This window comes from Streptomyces durhamensis (genome assembly GCF_000725475.1).
In the GTDB taxonomy this organism is placed as follows: Bacteria; Actinomycetota; Actinomycetes; order Streptomycetales; family Streptomycetaceae; genus Streptomyces; species Streptomyces filipinensis.
In genome coordinates this window covers 133,304-150,126 of the sequence record NZ_JNXR01000016.1, presented here as the reverse complement: position 1 = coordinate 150,126, position 16,823 = coordinate 133,304, and the positions used below count along the sequence as shown (strand labels likewise).

17 protein-coding genes and 5 pseudogenes are annotated in these 16,823 nt (G+C 70.0%); 4 read left to right on the top strand and 18 right to left on the bottom strand.

What is annotated here, in order from left to right; translation table 11 throughout:
* Nucleotides 1-142: 142 nt before the first annotated feature.
* Complete coding sequence (locus IO33_RS0125085; RefSeq protein ID WP_031168820.1) at nt 143-493, top strand: DUF1330 domain-containing protein; 351 nt, start codon at nt 143-145, stop codon at nt 491-493.
* A gap of 37 nt (nt 494-530) precedes the next feature.
* On the opposite strand, the pseudogene IO33_RS44475 reads toward IO33_RS0125085, so the two are convergent.
* From IO33_RS44475 to IO33_RS0125040, 11 genes and pseudogenes are all read right to left on the bottom strand, one after another.
* A pseudogene (locus IO33_RS44475) lies at nt 531-906 on the bottom strand (peptidase inhibitor family I36 protein).
* Nucleotides 907-971: 65 nt separating this feature from the next.
* Complete coding sequence (locus IO33_RS0125075) at nt 972-1,484, bottom strand: lipoprotein (RefSeq protein WP_031168818.1); 513 nt, start codon at nt 1,482-1,484, stop codon at nt 972-974.
* A gap of 4 nt (nt 1,485-1,488) precedes the next feature.
* Nucleotides 1,489-1,878, bottom strand: a complete 390-nt coding sequence (locus tag IO33_RS0125070; RefSeq protein ID WP_245235880.1) for a hypothetical protein — start codon at nt 1,876-1,878, stop codon at nt 1,489-1,491.
* Nucleotides 1,879-2,025: 147 nt separating this feature from the next.
* Entirely contained in the window at nt 2,026-2,454 is a 429-nt protein-coding gene (locus tag IO33_RS0125065; protein ID WP_031168814.1) for an ester cyclase, read from the bottom strand.
* A 93-nt stretch (nt 2,455-2,547) separates the two neighbouring features.
* Nucleotides 2,548-2,739 (bottom strand): hypothetical protein, encoded by a 192-nt coding sequence (locus IO33_RS51750; RefSeq protein ID WP_245235887.1) that lies wholly within the window; start codon nt 2,737-2,739, stop codon nt 2,548-2,550.
* Between the two features lie 13 nt (nt 2,740-2,752).
* Nucleotides 2,753-2,803, bottom strand: a pseudogene (locus IO33_RS54140) (hypothetical protein); the annotation flags it as partial.
* A gap of 52 nt (nt 2,804-2,855) precedes the next feature.
* Nucleotides 2,856-3,690: pseudogene (locus IO33_RS47750) on the bottom strand (sigma factor); the annotation flags it as partial.
* 302 nt (nt 3,691-3,992) lie between these two features.
* Nucleotides 3,993-4,658 (bottom strand): annotated as a pseudogene (locus IO33_RS44465) (acetate uptake transporter).
* 154 nt (nt 4,659-4,812) lie between these two features.
* Entirely contained in the window at nt 4,813-6,264 is a 1,452-nt protein-coding gene (locus tag IO33_RS0125045) for a purine-cytosine permease family protein (RefSeq protein ID WP_209438914.1), read from the bottom strand.
* Nucleotides 6,265-6,535: 271 nt separating this feature from the next.
* Nucleotides 6,536-6,920 (bottom strand): annotated as a pseudogene (locus IO33_RS47745) (helix-turn-helix transcriptional regulator); the annotation flags it as partial.
* Between the two features lie 379 nt (nt 6,921-7,299).
* Nucleotides 7,300-7,872, bottom strand: coding sequence for a TetR/AcrR family transcriptional regulator (locus tag IO33_RS0125040; protein WP_209438913.1), 573 nt, complete (start codon nt 7,870-7,872; stop codon nt 7,300-7,302).
* A gap of 142 nt (nt 7,873-8,014) precedes the next feature.
* Here IO33_RS0125040 and IO33_RS0125035 point away from each other — a divergent pair, with 142 nt between their 5' ends.
* Nucleotides 8,015-8,458, top strand: a complete 444-nt coding sequence (locus IO33_RS0125035; RefSeq protein ID WP_031168808.1) for a nuclear transport factor 2 family protein — start codon at nt 8,015-8,017, stop codon at nt 8,456-8,458.
* 18 nt (nt 8,459-8,476) lie between these two features.
* Here the strand turns inward: IO33_RS0125035 and IO33_RS0125030 are convergent, their stop codons facing one another.
* The 4 genes from IO33_RS0125030 to IO33_RS0125015 form a co-directional block, all read right to left on the bottom strand.
* The gene (locus IO33_RS0125030) at nt 8,477-8,923 is read right to left on the bottom strand and encodes a hypothetical protein (protein ID WP_031168805.1); all 447 of its coding nucleotides are present in this window, start codon (nt 8,921-8,923) and stop codon (nt 8,477-8,479) included.
* Between the two features lie 101 nt (nt 8,924-9,024).
* Entirely contained in the window at nt 9,025-9,828 is an 804-nt protein-coding gene (locus tag IO33_RS0125025) for a hypothetical protein (protein ID WP_245235879.1), read from the bottom strand.
* 449 nt (nt 9,829-10,277) lie between these two features.
* Entirely contained in the window at nt 10,278-11,744 is a 1,467-nt protein-coding gene (locus IO33_RS0125020) for a multicopper oxidase family protein (RefSeq protein ID WP_031168801.1), read from the bottom strand.
* Nucleotides 11,741-12,193: a hypothetical protein gene (locus IO33_RS0125015; RefSeq protein ID WP_157857899.1), complete on the bottom strand. Its 453-nt coding sequence runs from the start codon at nt 12,191-12,193 to the stop codon at nt 11,741-11,743. The genes IO33_RS0125020 and IO33_RS0125015 overlap by 4 nt, the downstream gene beginning before the upstream one ends.
* Nucleotides 12,194-12,276: 83 nt before the next feature.
* Here IO33_RS0125015 and IO33_RS44460 point away from each other — a divergent pair, with 83 nt between their 5' ends.
* Nucleotides 12,277-12,723 carry a MarR family winged helix-turn-helix transcriptional regulator gene (locus IO33_RS44460; RefSeq protein WP_051926935.1) on the top strand — a complete coding sequence of 149 codons (447 nt, stop codon included), beginning with the start codon at nt 12,277-12,279 and terminating at the stop codon, nt 12,721-12,723.
* Nucleotides 12,724-13,151: 428 nt separating this feature from the next.
* Complete coding sequence (locus IO33_RS0125005; protein ID WP_209438912.1) at nt 13,152-13,298, top strand: TetR family transcriptional regulator C-terminal domain-containing protein; 147 nt, start codon at nt 13,152-13,154, stop codon at nt 13,296-13,298.
* Nucleotides 13,299-13,480: 182 nt separating this feature from the next.
* Here the strand turns inward: IO33_RS0125005 and IO33_RS0125000 are convergent, their stop codons facing one another.
* The 3 genes from IO33_RS0125000 to IO33_RS0124980 all read right to left on the bottom strand — a co-directional run bounded on the left by IO33_RS0125000 (nt 13,481) and on the right by IO33_RS0124980 (nt 16,770).
* Complete coding sequence (locus IO33_RS0125000; RefSeq protein ID WP_031168793.1) at nt 13,481-13,912, bottom strand: nuclear transport factor 2 family protein; 432 nt, start codon at nt 13,910-13,912, stop codon at nt 13,481-13,483.
* A 1,157-nt stretch (nt 13,913-15,069) separates the two neighbouring features.
* Nucleotides 15,070-15,219, bottom strand: a complete 150-nt coding sequence (locus tag IO33_RS54135; protein ID WP_425347975.1) for a hypothetical protein — start codon at nt 15,217-15,219, stop codon at nt 15,070-15,072.
* Nucleotides 15,220-15,693: 474 nt separating this feature from the next.
* On the bottom strand, nt 15,694-16,770 hold the full coding sequence (locus tag IO33_RS0124980; protein WP_031168789.1) for a fatty acid desaturase family protein: 1,077 nt from the start codon (nt 16,768-16,770) through the stop codon (nt 15,694-15,696).
* Between the last annotated feature and the right edge of the window lie 53 nt (nt 16,771-16,823).

Here is a 16,823-nt window from a genome sequence, read left to right as displayed (position 1 = left end):
CAAGGCAAAGAGGTGGAGAACGCGGTGAAGGGGGAAGGCACACGCCCTCCCCCGGCCCCGATTACCCGAAACGTCATCGCCCCCGGCGCCGGCCCACGGCAGGATGGTGGATGTCAGCAGCCGACCGACCGGGAAGGACCCGATGTCCGCCTACGCGATAGCCCACCTTCAGGAAGCCGCCCCGCACCCGGAGATCGCCGAGTACATCGCACGCGTCACCGCCACCTTCGAGCCGTACGGCGGCCGGTTCCTCGTGCACGGCGCCGCGCACGAAGTGAAGGAGGGCTCCTGGCCCGGGCACGCCATCGTGATCGGCTTCCCGTCGATCGAGCAGGCACGGGCATGGTGGGACTCCGACGCGTACCAGGCCATCGCCCCCCTGCGGTCCCGGCACATCGAGGGCGACATCATCCTCGTTCCGGGCGTGAGCGAGGACTACGACGCGGCCGCCACCGCACGGGCCATGCTGGAGAGCCTCCCCGACCACGGCTAGGCCCACCGCACCGCGTTGACGGCTGGTGGCCGGTGGTTCAGCAGCCCATGGTCCAGGTGTGCGAGCCGCCCTGGTCGTTCGCGGCGGCGGTGTAGCCGACCTCCTCGCCCGGGGCCAGACAGATGGTGACATGGCCCGACAGCTCGCGGCCCGAAGTACACCTGGACATGGTCCTTGACCCCGGGCCCGGAGATGCCGTGGTTCGCCCAGGAGGAGTCGTGCCCGGCCATGTCACCCTCCCACCAGTGGTCGTCCCCGCTGTGCTCGATCTTCAGCCCCTGGAAGTTGGCGTCCGTCCACACACAGAAGTTCCCGCTGCCGCAGGGCACCGCCTGCGCCGAGGCGGAGGTGGCGAGCACGGCCCCGGCGGACAGGGCGGTGGCGACGAGCAGGGCGGCGAGGCGCTTGGTCATGACGATGGGTTTCCTTTCGGTCGGTGGCACCGGTGCCGGTGCCACTGGTCTGTGATGCGTCGCCGTCACGGGTGACGGGTCAGGAGGACGGTGGCTTCGGCGACGGCATGGGTCCGCAGCCGCTGCCACTCGGTGATCTCGGCCCGGTGCCGGGCGCGGACCTCGGCCAGCGTGCGGTGGGTCGCGGTGGCCTCCGGTCGCAGGTTGTCCACGACCACCGAGGTACGGAACCAGCGCACCTGGTCGCCGTACAGGCGCCGTTGGGCCGCCGCTAGGCAGCCGTCCGTGTGGGCGAGGACCACATATCCCGTGGGCAGGCGGACGGACAGTTCCGCCGGGCCCGTGCCGAACAGCGCCTCGGAGAGCCGCTGTTGCCCGGCAGGCGAGGGTGTGCGGGTGCCGGGTCGGGGCGGGGCGAGGCCGCGGTGGGCGAGGCAGTCGTCGGTGAGTTGCCGCGTGGCGGCCTTGACCACGTCGTCGGCGGAGGGGCGGGGGGACGTGTCCGCCCTCGTCGTGCAGGCGGTCAGGGAGAGGCCCAGCGCCAGGAGCGCGGCGCCGGCCGGCAGAAGGGGTCGCATCGGTTCAGCCCGGCTGGCATCCCATCGTGGTGTCGCTGACGCCGTCGAATCTCTGCGCCCATTCCCAGGAGTTGGCGTAGTCGTCGGGCCGGATCGCGCGGTACAGACAGCCGTCGGGCCGGTAGCTGATCGCGTAGACGGTGACGGGGGCGTGCGAGTCGAAGGAGTACGCGTGCCGCTTCACGCGGGGGTCGGCCTCCTTGTAGCCGGGTGGCGCGTAGTCCCAGGCGCCGCCGGGCCCCATCTGGTCGGGCTCGGGCCAGAAGTACACGTGTCCGGGGGGCACGGCGGCGGGGGTGGACGGGGCGGCGGCCGGGACGAGGGCAGCCGCCAGCGCGGACATGATCACGAGGGGACGCATGGCCAGGGCATGCCCGAGGGGTTGTCGCCCCATGCGGCTCCTGCGCCCGGTTCACCTCTTCCAGCGATCATGGAGCGAGGGCGGCCGGGAACGCGCTCGCGCACGCGGTCACCGCGCGGGCCACTCCGCCTCAACTCGCCGAGCCCCGGGGGGCGTTGCCCCGGCCGAGCGGGGCATGCCTCAGTGGGCGCCCAGTTGCGTCATCTGCGAGAGGACGTCCACGACGCCCCAGATCTCGGCGATGCGGCCGTCCTCGAAACGCAGGACGAAGATCTCGCCGTAGCTGACGGGCCTGCCGGTCGGCGGCACACCACGGAATGCGCCCCGGTGGGTCCCGGTCACCGTGTTCCTGGCCACGACCTTGTCCCCCTCGGCGATCACGTCCTCGACCGTGACATGGATGTCGGGAAACGCGCCAAGGAGCACCGACCACACCTGCTTGAGTGCCTGGACCCCCGTCATGCCTATCGGGACCGGCGCGTGGAACACCAGGTCCGGCGTGACCAGTTCATCGATCGTCTTCGCGATGACGTCCGGATCACCGCTGTTCACGGCTCCGTTGAGGCGGTGGGCGATCTCCTTGTTGCGGGTGATCTCATCCCTGGCCATGCGGCTTCCCCTGTTCTCCCCGGACTGGTACGGACGTGACCGGCCGGGTTCCGGCCACACACATGTGACGGAACGGCGCCCAGCGATGTGACATCACGCATGCCTCCTCACCGCGGGTGCGACCCGGCAGTGGCCCCGGAGCGCGCGCAGCGGGGCGAGCGCCCGCGCCCACGCCAGCAGTTCGTCGACCAGCCCGTGCACTTCGGAGACGTGCAGCTCCCGCGGACGGAACTCGGCGAAGTTCTCGAAGTGGGGCGGTGTTGTACTCGGGGGTGACGATGACATAGGCGTCGTAGGAGCCGATCCGCTCGGCCCAGCGCCGGGTGTGCGGCTGCCCGCCGGGCGCCATGCGCGCCGGGACCGCCTCGTCGAGCATTCGAAGTCCGCGGTGCCGCCCGCAGGCGGGCCTGGTGTGCTTCGCGCAGGAGGGCCCAGGCGTCCGCGACGGGGCCCAGGGGGGCGAGTTGGTCGGGGTTGGTGACCGTGCGGATCGCCTGGATCCGTCCGTCCAGGACGCCGAGTGTCCAGGTGTTGACGACCTTGCCCTCGCGGTCGCGGAAGACCGCGCCGGGTTCCCCGTTCACCCGGCGTGGTTCCATGACGCCGCCGATACCGGCGAACCGGGGGGGAGGAGCACGCGAGCATGTGGCACACCTGGTCGGCGCCGAAGAGCCCCCCGGACCACCGCGGCGCCTTGCCGCCGCTGTCCGCGACCATACGGACGTCGGCGGCGAGCAGGTCCCGCAGCCCGTCGACGTCGCCGTGCCGCAAGGCGTCGAAGAACCGTTCCGCGAGTTCCTCGCGTTCCTTGCGGCCGGCCTCGAACCGTGGCCTGCCCGCGCGCATGTGGCGGCGCGCGCGTACGGCGAGCTGGCGGCAGGCCCGTTCGTGGGGACTGAGCCGCTCCAGCTAGAGCAGGGACGCCATGGCCAGGGAGTCGGCCCGCTCCGCCGCGTGCTCCGGGTCCTGGTACGGGTCGGTGAGCAGCGGCTCGGGGAACCACGGCCCGACGTACTCCTCGCGCCGCACCCGGGCCGAGCGCAGCACGTCGATCGAGATCCGGGTGACCGTGGCCGAGAGGAACGCCCTGGTCGATGCGGGCCGGGTCGCGGAGAGGTCGTAGCGCAGCCAGGTCTCCTGCACCGCGTCCTCGGCCTCGCTCACGCTGCCCAGGTCGCGGTAGGCGACGGAGAACAGCAGCGGCCGCAGTTGCTCGAACTCCTCGGCCCGGCTCACCCGAGTCCCCGCGAACACCGCCATGACCATCGCCTCCTTGATCCCGAAGCCGTTCTTCGCGATCTGAGACGAGACAGCCCGGCCGGCTGTGACATCGCCGTGGAGCAAGTCCGGGACGGCCCGCGAGGCAGGAGGCCGCAGCGGAGGTCGAGGCGGGTGCCCGCAGGCGGTTCACGCGTGCGGGCCGGCGGCCGTCACGGCTTCAGCCGGCCGTCGGCCCGGCGGAGGGCAGCGCCCGCAGGCCTGGGCGACGTCCTCGTCGCGGTGCCGGTGAAGCGACCGCCGACCCGTCCTTCAGGGCCTCAGACGCGGCGCTCCTCCCGTACCGGGGGAGCCACGCCGGGCCGGCGTGGGCCCACCGGCATGAGGGTGCGCCCGTGGGACTCGTTGATGACGGTCGCCGCCGAGGCGTACCAGGCGGCAAGCCCGGTGGCGATGCCGAACCAGCCACCCACCTGCGTCATGGCGTGCGGCTCCACACCCGTCTGGAAGGCACCGATGGCCAGGAAGAGGTAGGTGAGCGCGAGCAGCACCAGCACCGTCAGGACGGCCAGGCTGACCCGCAGCGCGGCGATGGCCATGTAGGCCGTGAAGATCGCCCAGCCCAGCAGGAACAGGCCGAGCGCGTTGTGTGCGTCACCGGCGAGTGCCAGGCGCGGTGCGATCTACCAGTAGGACAGCCAGAAGGCCGCGTACGAGACGAACGCCGTCGCGCCGAACGTGTTGCCGCGGCGGAACTCGAACAGACCCGCGGCGAATTGGGCGAGACCGCCGTAGAACGCGGCCAGGCCCAGTACCGGCGCGATGGCGGCGCTCTCCTTCAGCAGGTTGGTGTTGATGATCGAGAGCAGCAACGTGGTCAGGGCGAAGCCAGCCAGTCCCAGCGGGGCGGGGTCGCCCCATACCGCCGGGCGCGGGTTGTCCGCCGGTGGCTGCTCCGGGTGGAGGCTCCTCGTGTCCTCGTTCATGTCCGGCATCCCTTCGACCAGAGCCGAGGACCAGCAGCCGACGCTCGCCGAGCCCACGAACGTGCTGGTCAAAGCCCCGAGGCGGGCTGACGACACTCACATGTCGCCTGCTCTACCTTTACGTAAAGTACCCATTTGTCGTATTCATTAGCCCTCAGGGCTCGCGGTGCTCGTGTGCCGCCTGCTCCAGCGCCTCCGCCTCGGCCTGGGCCAGGCGCGTCTCGGCGTCCACATCGATCGAGCGGGTCAGCCACCAGTACAGCAGCGCGGAGACCGGAAGGCCGATGAACAGGGAGATGTCCGCGCCGCCCAGCGCCTCGGCGGCGGGGCCGACGTACAGGGTGCCCACGGAGAAGAAGGGGATCATGACGGCGAAGCCGACCAGGTAGGCGATGATGCCGTGCCAGCCCCACCGGCCGTAGATGCCGTGCGGGTTGAAGATCTCGGCGATGGCGTAGTGCCCGCGGCGCACGACGTAGTAGTCCATCAGGTTCACGGCGGTCCACGGGATGAACAGGTAGAGCACCAGCAGCAGGAAGTTGTTGAAGTTCGCGAGGAAGTTGGAGGTCGCGGCCATCGCGCCGACCAGGGAGAGCGCCGCGGTCAGACCGAGGGTCAGCAGGCGTACGCCCAGGGTGGGCCGCACCCGCTTGAACGAGTCGATGCCGCTGATGAGGGTCAGCGAACCGCCGTACATGTTCAGGGCGGTGACGGACACCAGGCCCAGCGCGGCGAAGAGCAGCACGATCGCGCCGAAGCCCACGAACACCTTGTCCCCGGCCGCGTTGATCGACCTGATGGTGTCGAAGCCCTTGCCCGCCCAGGCGGCCAGCAGCGTGCCGAGGACCATCAGCCAGATGCCGCCGAGCGCGGAGCCGAAGTACGTCCAGTAGAAGGTCTTGCGGACCGTCACGTCCGGCGGCAGGTAGCGCGAGTAGTCGGAGACGTAGATGGCCCAGCTGATCTGGTAGCCGGCGACCACGCCGAACTGCGCGAGGAACGGGGTCCACTTGAAGGCGCCGAGGTCGAAGGAGCCCGCCGGGTAGTGGAGGGTGACGAGGACACCCACGGTGAAGATCCCGAAGATGACCAGGAACGTGTACGTCAGGACCCGTTCGGCCTTGTGGATGATGTCGTAGCCGACCAGCGCGACGACGAGCGCGACCACGGTGACGACGACCACCCACAGCTTGACGCCGCCGTGCAGGGTGGCGTGCAGGGATTCGGCGGCGAGGATGCTGTTGAAGACGTTGAACCCCGCGTACTGCACATACGCGAAGAGCCACACCAGCAGGGCGCCGACGTAACCGAACTGGGGGCGCGACTGGATCATCTGCGGCAGGCCCAGCTGCGGGCCCTGCGCCGAGTGGAAGGCCATGAAGAAGGTGCCGATGACGGTGCCGGCCACGATGGACAGCAGGGACCAGATCAGGTTGCCGCCCTCGGTGATGCTGATCAGTCCGACGGCCAGGGTCGCGATCTGGGCGTTCGACATGAACCACAGCGGGCCCAGATGCCAGAGCTTGCCGTGCCTCTCGTCCAGGGGGACGTAGTCGATGGACCGGACCTCAAGGCCGGACACCCTTGGCTCAGCCGATGTGCTCATGACGCCTCCCGGCGGTCCGGTCTGCCTCTGGGACACATTGTTCTCCGCCGTGCACGGCGTGACGAGTGGGAGGGCGCAGGTCCAGGGGCCGCCCGGGCGGGGCGCAGGCGGCCGGCCCGGCCCCGCGGGCGGCAGGACCGGGCCGGCGGCCTCTCGGCGGTGTCGTCGGGCGCTACGGCGGTCAGGGGGCATGCCGGCCGCCGCTCCGGAGGGCGGCGTGGTTCAGCGTTCCTCCCGGAAGGTGACGCGCCGGCCGACGACGGGGTCGTCCTCAGGCGTTCCCGCCCGCAGCCGGGCCGTCCTCTCGGTGTGTCCCGCCGCCGGGGCGGTGGCTCGTGGTGAAGCGGGACGGGGGCATGCCGAAGGCGCGGGTGAAGGCTGCGGTCAGGGCCGCGGGAGAGGCATGGCCGAGCCGGCCGGAGACCTCGCTGACCGACGCCGTACGCAGCAGCGGCACGGCGGCGAGCAGACGGGCGCGGGTACGCCGGACGGCCGGGCTCTCGCCGGTTCTCGGCGCGGAAGCGCCGGGTGAAGGCCCGTTCGCTCATGGCCACCCGCGCCGCCCATGCCGCGTTGGTGACACCGGCGTCCGGGGCGGCCAGATAGTCACGGCAGATCGCCGCGAGGTCGGCGGCGGGGTTCGCCACATGGAACGGCGGCAGGAGGTGAGGGACTGGGCCGCTCGCGGGGCGGGTTCACCGGCAAACTCCGCCTGAGCGCGGACGGCCGGGTCGCCCGCTTTCCCTGGCCGTCACACTGGGTGAGCGGGCGGACTGCACCCAGTTCCAGACGGTGCTGGACCCAGTTCCAGACGGTGCCGGCAAAGATCCGCGTTCCGCGGGTCGGGCCGGCCCCGCACGAAGCCCGACGGCCTCGCGGCCGACAAGGGATACAGCAACGGCCCGTGCCGCGCATACCTACGGCGTCGGGGCATCCGGCACACGATCCGGAGAAGACCGAAAGCCAGGCCGCCCGCCTGCGCAAAGCCTCACACGGCGGACGGCCAAGTGGGTGACGTTGACCATGGACTCGGCTTCACGTAGGCCCTTCCGGGCTCCCGGTGCACGCCTTCAGCCCGTCACGGACGACCGCTCGGGCCCGCTTGGCGGACTCCGGGTGGCCCTCCAGGTGCTCCAGCATGCGGCAGGTGCCCACCAGGATCGCCGTCAGCTCCGGCACCTCCAGGTCCCGTCGCACCACACCAGCCTGCTGGGCGCCGTCGAGGAGCGCGGTGAGCACCTCGCGCAGGGCTCGCCCGGCCTCCGAGGTAGCGGCCCGCACATCGACTCCCGCGTCCGCGAGCGCCGCAGCGAAGGCATTCTTGACCGGAGACTGATCCAGTACCAGGTCGAAGAACGCGAAGAGAGCGCACGCCGGTCCGGTCTCGACTATCAGGCGGCGCCCCTCCTCGGCCAGCCGTTCCAATCGCCGGACGAGCACCGCTTCGAGGAGGGCTTCCTTGGTGGGGAAATGTCGGAACACGGTGGCAATGCCGACCTTCGCCTCCCGGGCGATCTCCTCCGTCGAGGCGCCCGTACCCCGCTCAGTGAAGACCGCCTCAGCGACCTCCAGCAGCCGCGCGCGGTTTCGCCGTGCGTCGGCACGCAAGGGCTTCACTCCTGTGACGGGGGAAGTCTGATGTGTCGTCAAGTGGTCCTCACCATGCCTGGACAAACGGAGTCGCGTATCCGTATCGTCGGAACCGGAGTCGCCTATCCGATTATAGGTGGCGGGATCACGGAGGTCAGCCATGTCTGCACCAGCTACGCCCCGCGAGATCTTCGGGCAGTTGACGGGTCTCATCTCGGCGGGCAAGTGGAGCGAACTGCCCGAGCTCTACGCGGAGGACGCCGAGGTGGAGATCGTCTTCTCGCCGGTCCCGCCACGCCGCCTCCACGGCCGGGCGGAGCTCCGTAAGCGCTTCGACGCCCTGGAGGCCTCTGACGCGGTTCGCCTGCGTACCGAGAACATCCGCATCCACGAGACCGACGACCCCGAAGTGGTGATCGCCGAGTTCGACTACGAGGGCCTGTACCCCGCCACTGGCCGCACCTTCCGCACCGCCAACATCCAGGTCCTCCGCGTGAGGGACGACCTGATCATCGAGACCCGCGACTACCACGACCACCTCGCCTTCGCCGCGGCGGACGGACGCGCGAGCCAGTTGCTCGCCGCACTGGACCAGCAAGGGTGACTGGTACATGACGACACGTCAGGCTGTAGCTGACGCGGTATCAAGTTTCCGGCGCCCGTACGACGCGGCCGACGGGTTGACGGCGTCGAGGATGCGCTTGTTGCCGGTTCCGGCATCCGCGTGACCCTTGGCGTTGAACTTGACCGGGTCGGGCGTGAGGTGGGACGGCGTGCCGTCCTCGTGCACGAGCTGGTAGTGCACGTGGTCGCTGTAGTTGCCGGCCACGTTGTCCCTGCCCTGGCGGGGGTTGACCAGGTCGATGATGAACTTGTCGGCGATGTAGCCGTTGTCTGCCACGTAGCCGAAGCCGGCCTGACTGTTGGGAGTTCCGCCCCAGGCCGCGTCGTACGGCAGGCGGACGAAGGGGCGCCCGATCCGCCCGTCGTCCGGGTCGTAGAGGGGCCAGAGGACCTCTACCTCCACGTGCGTGGTGCGGGTCGTGCCGTCGCTGAGGCTGGCCTTCACGCCGAGCTGGCACGTGCGGCTGTACTGACCCTGCTCCGGTGCGGAGTCGACGTTCAGGTCACCGACGACGCGAGTCTCGGCATGATCGCGGGCGCCTTCCGCTAGCCGAGCTTCCGCAGCACCTCGGCGATGTTGGCCCGGTACGTCCGCAGCGCCTGCAGCCCGGCGGCGTAACGGTCGCGGTGCCGTGTGATGTCCACGGCCTGTTTCTGCGCCCGTACAGCGTGCCAGAGCTCGGCCGTATGGTGGCGGCGCTTGCAAGTGACGTCCGCGACGGCGGTGGCTCGCTCCCGCTGCGTCTGCCGGGTGTTGCCGTCACCGCCCCGCTGCCAGGCTTCGTCCGTATACGCCGCGATGGGATCGGGATAGCGGGTGAATCCTTGTTCTGCCATACAGCGGGACCACGCATCCCAGTTCGCGCGAAGGCGCGGGTCGCGCTTGACCGCCTTGTCGACCGCGATCGCCCGAGTGCTTGCGTAGAGCCAGTCCCGCTTGAGGTCGATGCCGCGCATCAGCCGCCGGTTCGCCTCGGCGTTGCAGGCGGGCAGGTCCGCATACTCAGCGTTGGTCATCCGGCGGCCCTTCGGCCGGAGGGCCGGCGCCTTTGCCGGGTCCCAGCCGTAGCCCCAGCGGCGGGCGGTGGCGAGATCCAGGGCGCCGTAGTCGGTGCCGACTGCGGTGGCGACGACTGGGTCGCTGGGGTATCGGGGGTCGAGTGGGAAGTTCGGGTGGCCGCGCTCCGCCATGCACTGACGGGTCAGCAACGCCGATGCCCGCTGCGATCGCTGGTAGTCCTGCGGCGTGTAGTCGTAGCGGTCGGCCGGGAGGGGGCCGAGGTCCGACGCCGTGCGGATGGCCTCCGAGCTTTCTGGACCGGAGGCGCAGATCGCCGCCAGCACCACCACCCCTGCCACTGCACCCAGCCGCCGCCTCCGCCTCATCATGCGCAGGGATGTTAGCGGGCGGCGCCCAGCGTTCAGCCGGGGCCCCAGCGACTCATCCACCCACGCCCAAACTCCAAGCGTTCACGAAAGACCTGCGGCACGAAGTGGTCCAAGCCGTTGCGAAGATCACCGGGGACCGGGACGAGCTGCCGGCGTTCTACGTCTTCCCGGCACAGCACTGGATCCATATGCGGACCACGACCCGATCGAGCCGACGTTCTCGACGGTCAAGCCCGTACCAACGTCACCCGCGGTGCCGGCAGCTCACCTGGTGCCCCTGATCCCCGTAAACATCGCGTTCCACAGGTGTTGGCCCGGCACTTCGCCGTTGCGGAGCCAGTGAAGGGGTAGGCTCGCGCGCGGGCCACGGCCGGCCGGGCGCCGAGCCGCCCTTGCCAGGTGACGCGATGTCACTGCGCGGTGGTGAACTCCGCCATCATCGCCATGTCCTCGTGTTCGAGGTTGTGGCAGTGCAGGAACGGGTCCAGGTGCAGGTGGACGGGGTGGTGGAAGTCGGTGACGAACCGCCAGATCTCCACCTGGCCGAGCTTCGGCATGGCCAGGGAGCGACCGGGCTTGTAGTCCTGGCCGTTGATCGTCCAGTTGTCCTGCGACTTCTGGAAGACGAAGGTCCGGGTTGCCACGGCCTTGGCCGGGTCCAGCTTCTCGACCTTGGCCAGCGTGCCGCCTGGCACCCGGGAGTCGTCACTCGCCGAGGCGCTGCCGATGTCGAAGCGCATGACCTCGGCCGTTCCGCCGGTGCCGAGCCGGTTGACCAGCCGGACGCTGCTGCCGGCCGGGTAGCGGGCGAAGTCGACCACGACGTCGAAGCGTTCGGCCGGGGCCAGCTCGATCCCGTCGTGCGCGACCGGGCGCTCCAGCAGGCCGCCGTCGGAGCCGATCTGCAGCAGTCCCCCGCCACCCGGGGGTTGCGGGTCGAGCTCCAGCCGGTAGCGGCGCGCGTTGGAGGCGTTGAGGATGCGCAGCCGGTAGCGGGCGCGGTCCACCGGTGCGACCGGCCAGGGCGCGCCGTTGACCAGGATGACGTCGCCCAGCACGCCGTTCATGTAGGCGGCCCGGACCCCGGGCTTGACCTCGCCCGGGTCCAGCGCGGGGTAGGCGAAGGAGCCGTCGGCGGCGAACGAGCGGTCCGCGATCATAAGCGGCAGCTCCCGCGGACCGTGCGGCAGACCGAGCGAGGCCTCCTCGTCGTCGCGGACCAGATGGAAGCCGGCCAGCCCCCGGTACACGTGCGGACCGGTGAAGCCCATCGTGTGGTCGTGGTACCAGAGCGTCGCGGCCCGCTGGTTCATCGGGTAGTCGTAGACGCGCTCGCGCTGGGCCGTCGCCGGGGCCATACCCGCCATACCCGCCATCCCGGCCATGGCTCTCGCACCGGGCCCGCCGGTGGCGCCACCGAGTGGGGCGATCAGGTCCATCGGGTAGCCGTCGCTCTCGTGCGGCGTGTGGCCGCCGTGCAGGTGCACGACGGTCGGGTGCGGCAGCTCGTTGCGGTGAGTGACCACCGTCCGGCGTCCCGAGCACGACTCGATCGTCGGGCCGGGGAAAATGCCCTGGTAGCCCCAGACCTCGGTGTCATGACCGGGCACCAGGCGGGCCAGGCCCGGACGGGCGGTGATCTCGTAGTAGTCGGTGGTGCCGTCGGTGCGGGTCGGCTGGAGCACGGACGGGATCGGCAGCTGCACCGCGTAGCGCTTGGGCAGTTGCACCCGGCTGGCCAGCAGCAGGCCCGGCTGCCCGCCGGGGATCAGCCCACCGAGCGCGGGCAGGCCGACCGCGACGGCCCCGGCTCCCAGGACGCCCATAGCGCCCACTCCGAGGAACTTGCGCCGGCTCCAGGGGTTCGCGCCGCTCATGCCTGGGCCTCAGCCAGCTCGGTGGGCTCAGCCGATTCGGTGGCGGCCGTAGCGGCGGGCTCAGCCCCCGGCTTGAGGCGGAAGACGTCGGTGACGAATTTCTCGGCCATCACGAAGATGCCGACACCGAGCGGGATGTGCAGGACCAGAACGCGGCTGAACCCGAGGCTGATCTGCGCCACGCACAGCACGAGGAGGATCGTGTACCCCAGGGCGAACACGCTCGGCCCTCCGCCGAGCCGCCAGACCAGCAGCGCGGCGATGACGGTCAGCAGGACGGCCGTCGAGAGGATCATCGCGGCCATCATGTGGGCGTCGAGCAGGGGGTAGATCCCCTGCAGGAACCCCCCGGCCAGGAACGGCTGCGCCAGCGCGAGCAGTGCGACGAGCGCGGCGGTGACCCGCAGCGTCACCAACGGCCAACGCGGACGGGCAGGTTGGAGCGACATGTGTATCCCCCAGGAGTGAACTTCCATCTCTGGAGAGACAGTCTCACATGAGACTATCTTTTCGCACCCCTATACTGGAACCGATGAACGAGACCCCCGCCCCGCAGCGGCTCTCCCTGGGCCTGGCCCTTCGCCACGCCCATCTCCGCGCGGCACGCCTCTTCGCGCAGGAGCTGGAGCCGCTGGCCCTGGAGAACGCCCACGCCGGGATCCTCCTGCACGTCGGCCTGCTCGGGATGCAGACGCAGCGCCAACTCGTGGACAGCATGGGCGTGGACAAGTCCACGATGGTCCGTACGCTGGACGCGCTTGAGGCACGTGGCCTGGTGCGCCGCGAGGCGCACCCGACCGACCGCCGGGCCCACGCAATCGTGGTGACGGACGCGGGCCGGGCGATGCTCGACCAGGTCACGGCGGCAGTCAGGCGCACGGACGAGCGGATGACCACGTGCTTCACACCCGAGGAGCGGGAGTTGTTCCACTCGATGGTCGTGCGCTTCGCCTACGCGCCCACCGACGAGCCGACCTGAGGTAGGTGTAGTCGCCGGCTCCTTCGACCAGGAGGACCTAGTCCTTCGCGGTCAGCGGCCGACCGGTGGGCTGCACCCTGGGTCCCTCGCCGGGTGCCACCTCGGTTCGAGGGGCGAAGCGGGTAGGCAGCCGGGCCACACAGGGGGGCGAAGTCCACGGCGGCGCTGAACAGGATGCTCATCTGGCGTGATGTGGTGATTCACCTCGCTGCTGTGGGCGCTCCCCAGGACCGTGGCGGACACAGGTCCGTCAGGAGGCCGGACGCCACACCAGCCAGCTACACCGGACGTGGATCCGATTTCTCCGGTTCCGGATGCCCGGCGGTGCAAGGACTGAGCCCCGCTGACCTGCTTCGTCCCGCGTTGAGCGCGGTGCTGTGCACGGCACGGCATCCGATCCGACCGGCCACTCACCTGCCCCGGGCCTGGTGCCGACCCTGCTCGCCGCCATGTTCGTACAGACCATCACCTGGTGGCTGGAGAACGAACGCCCACTCTCCCCACGGCAGATCGCTGCCCGTTCAGTCCGACTCGCCTCGGCCGTCATCACCGAGGCGAACAACGATCAGGGCTGACAGAAGTGGCCTGGTGTCGCCTGTGCATGGGCCTCACCAAGGGCAAGTGCGACACGCTGCTGGACGCCCTGATGGACTTCAAGGCTCTGTACGACGGCGATGCGCCGCTGGGGCGGGTGCTGCCGCCGCAGTACTGCTCCCAGCGGCTGGTGCGGGGTGGCACCGAGGCTGGTACGCCGATCTCAAGCCGCCGCAGCGACGAGCGCACGTTCCCAGTGCTGGGTGTCAGCGTACTCTCGCATGGTGACGATCTTTCCGTCGCGGACGACGAAGACGCCGATATTGTGCTCGTGATAGGGCCTGCCGGTCTTTCCTGTTGCCCAGGAGTCCCACTCGACCAGTACCTGCTCACCCTCGCCGAAGACGTTGGTGACCTTCAGGCCGATCTCACGGTCGGGGTCCAGGTGCGCGAAGGCGGTTGCCAGGAATCCATTGATGACCTGGTCCCGCCCCCGCCAGGTGCCGGAGATGGGAAGCTCGCCCCCGTACCAGGCGGTGCCATCCTCGGCCCAGCTGTTCCAGATGGCCTCCTGGTTCCCGGCGGCGAGGGCGTCGAAATAGCGCAGCACAACGCCCCTCGGCTCGTTGGACTTGGCTCGCTCGGTGGTGGTCATGACGGCGTCGATTCCCCTCGTGACTACGGTGCTTGGACAATGGAGCGGGCGGCTGATTGCCGGCGGTGAGCGTGTCGGAGGTGCCCCAGCTTTCGGCCGGGATCTCGTTGATCCACACCTGGACGGTGTTCGCGAGGATCTTGTAGACATCCACGAACGTGTCCGTGACGCGGGTGACCCGTTCGCGTTGAGCTCGATACTGCGCGGCGCGTGCTGGACGGCAACGACGGGCATGGTCATCTCCGCGGTCGATTGTCAGGCGCGGTTGCGGATGTCGTTGCCGCGCTTGTACGACCACCAGTCCACTCGATCGTGGGTGCGGGAACCAGTGCCACTTTGCGCACGCAGCGTTCACGATTCGCGATCGCTCGCACCCACCGCTCGGCAGGCTTCCAGGAGAGAGCCGAGGCGCGCCAGGGGTGAGCGGCGGTGTACGGCGAGCGTTGTGGACAGTACGAGCGGAGTCCGGTGCCACCAGCATCGCGCACCGGTATGAAGGCGACCCGCTCGGGGGCCTGCTGCGCGGCGTGCGCCGCGTGCACCACACTCCAGCCGGCACTGCCAGCTCCCGAAGCGGCGGCCCGGGTGCCCTGCAGTGAGCTGTGCGCTGGGCCGGGTACGGGCTCGCGGCCGGTGTCCCGGCATGCGCCCACAACGTCGGGTTGTCGCGCCGTGCTGTCAGCACAGTGGCAGACCAGCCAAGTCGGCGCGCGAGTTCCGCGTGGGGTGGTTCTGCAGTGGCCGCTACGCGAGCCAGAGCGAGCTACGCCGATGACGCTCCGGCGGTATGTCCACCGTGTCCGCGGCATCGAGTGCGAGTTCCTTGGCGGTGGAATTCACCAGCCTCAGGAGAGTCCCTACTTGGGCTCGTAGCCGCTGTCGCGCCCGGCGTTCCTCCACCGCGGACCACTCGGCGACGGAGCGGTCCCGCTGGTGGCGAGCGAACGAGTAGACATCCACCGTGCGGCGGACCATACGAGGTTGGGGCCTTCTGGACGCTCGTGTCGCATCGGTGAAGCTGTCTGCGCTGTACCTGAGATCGTAGAGAACCACGGAACGCCAAGGATTTCCTGATGAACAGTCGTGTGCACGCTGGCTGTGTGAAGGGGAAAGATGGTGGGCGGTGCGTGTCACGGAACTCCGTTCGCTTCAAAATCTCAGGCTGCCCGTGTGCTCTCCAGGTACCGCAGAACCGCCAGGACGCGCCGGTGGCGGCCCGTCTCTGACGGAGGCAGGCCGAGTTCGGCGAAGACCACCTCGGGGTCCAGCACCGTACCGCCGGCCGCGACACGCTCAAGGGCGGCCACGAACTCTCCTACGTTCCGCGCGAAGCCGTAGGGCAGCCCGTACCCCTTCGTCGGTCTGCGTCGGCGGCAAACGGATGTCGATGACGGCAACGTCGGGTGCGTGCTCGGCGATGACGACGCGCATCCCGTCCCCTCACAGTGGCAGTTCGACGGTGACCACCGTAGGCCCTGCCGGTGGGCTGTCGCAGGACAGGATGCCGTCCACGGTGCGGATCCGGGCCAGCAGTCCGGTGAGTCCAGAGCCCGCGACGGCCGTCGCACCGCCCCGGCCGTCGTCGGCGACACTCGGACGCAGCCGTCCGTCGTCGGCGGTGACGGCCAGCCGGACCTCGTTGGCGCCGGGTGAGGGCCCGGAGCGCGCCTACGCGTGGGCGTATCTCGCGCTGCTCGGCGCCGAGAGGCCGCGATGCTGCTCGCGGGCTGAGACAGGCCCCCGCGGCGGACGACGAGCCGTCGGCGGGGGCGAGAAGCCCGTCAGGATGCCTTGCGCTGCCGCCTGATCGGCTCCCCCACCCGGTGCAAGTGCGTGAGCGCCTCGCGGTAGGACCGGAACAGGCCGGTCTCGTGGTACGGCACGCCGATCTCCGCGCAGTACTCGCGCACGATGCCCTGGGCCCGCCGCAGATGAGGGGTGGGCATGCTCGGGAACAGATGGTGCTCGATCTGGTGGTTCAGCCCGCCGAGCAGCACATCGGTGAACCAGCCACCCCGTACGTTGCGGGAGGTGAGGACCTGACGGCGCAGGAAGTCGGGGCGCTCGTCACCGCTGAAGGTGGGCATGCCCTTGTGGTTCGGGGCGAAGGTGCAGCCGAGGTAGACGCCGAAGAGGCACTGGTGCACGGCGAGGAACGCCACCGCCTTGCCGGGCGGGAGCACCAGGAACAGCGCGGACCCGTACGCGGCGAGGTGCAGGAAGAGCAGGCCGCCTTCCAGCAGCCGGTGCTTCATGCCCGGCGAGCGCAGCGCGCGCACGCCGGCGACATGCAGGTTGAAGCCCTCCAGGGTCAGCAGCGGGAAGAACAGCCACGCCTGGTGGCCGCCGATGAGCCGGGCCAGACCACGGCTGTCCCGGGCCTGGGCCGTGGACCACACGAGGATGTCCGGGGCGACGTCCGGGTCGAGTTCCTCGTGGTTGGGGTTGGCGTGGTGGCGTGTGTGCTTGTTCATCCACCAGCCGTAGCTCATGCCGATCCCGAGATTGCCGAAGAACCGGCCCCATGTCTCGCTCGGCCTGCCGCGCCGGAACACCTGCCGGTGCGCCAGGTCGTGGGCGACCAGGGCGATCTGTCCGAACATCAGCGCCAGGAAGGCGGCCACCGCCAGCTGCCACCAGGTGTCCCCGAGCGTGAGGAAGGCCCCCCAGCCCGCCGCCGTCAGCGCGGTCACCAGACCGAGCCGTGCCGTGTAGTAGCCAGGGCGCCGCCTCAGCAGACCCGCCTCTGCGATACGCCGGGACAGCCGGGCGAAGTCGCTGCCCGCCGCGGGGCCGGACCGGCGGGAACGGACGGCCGGCACCCCGGCGTCGACCGAGGCATGAGTGGATGTCGTCATGCCGTCGAGTCTCGGCACGCCCGTTCGAGCGGAACAGCCAGCCAGTCACCGGA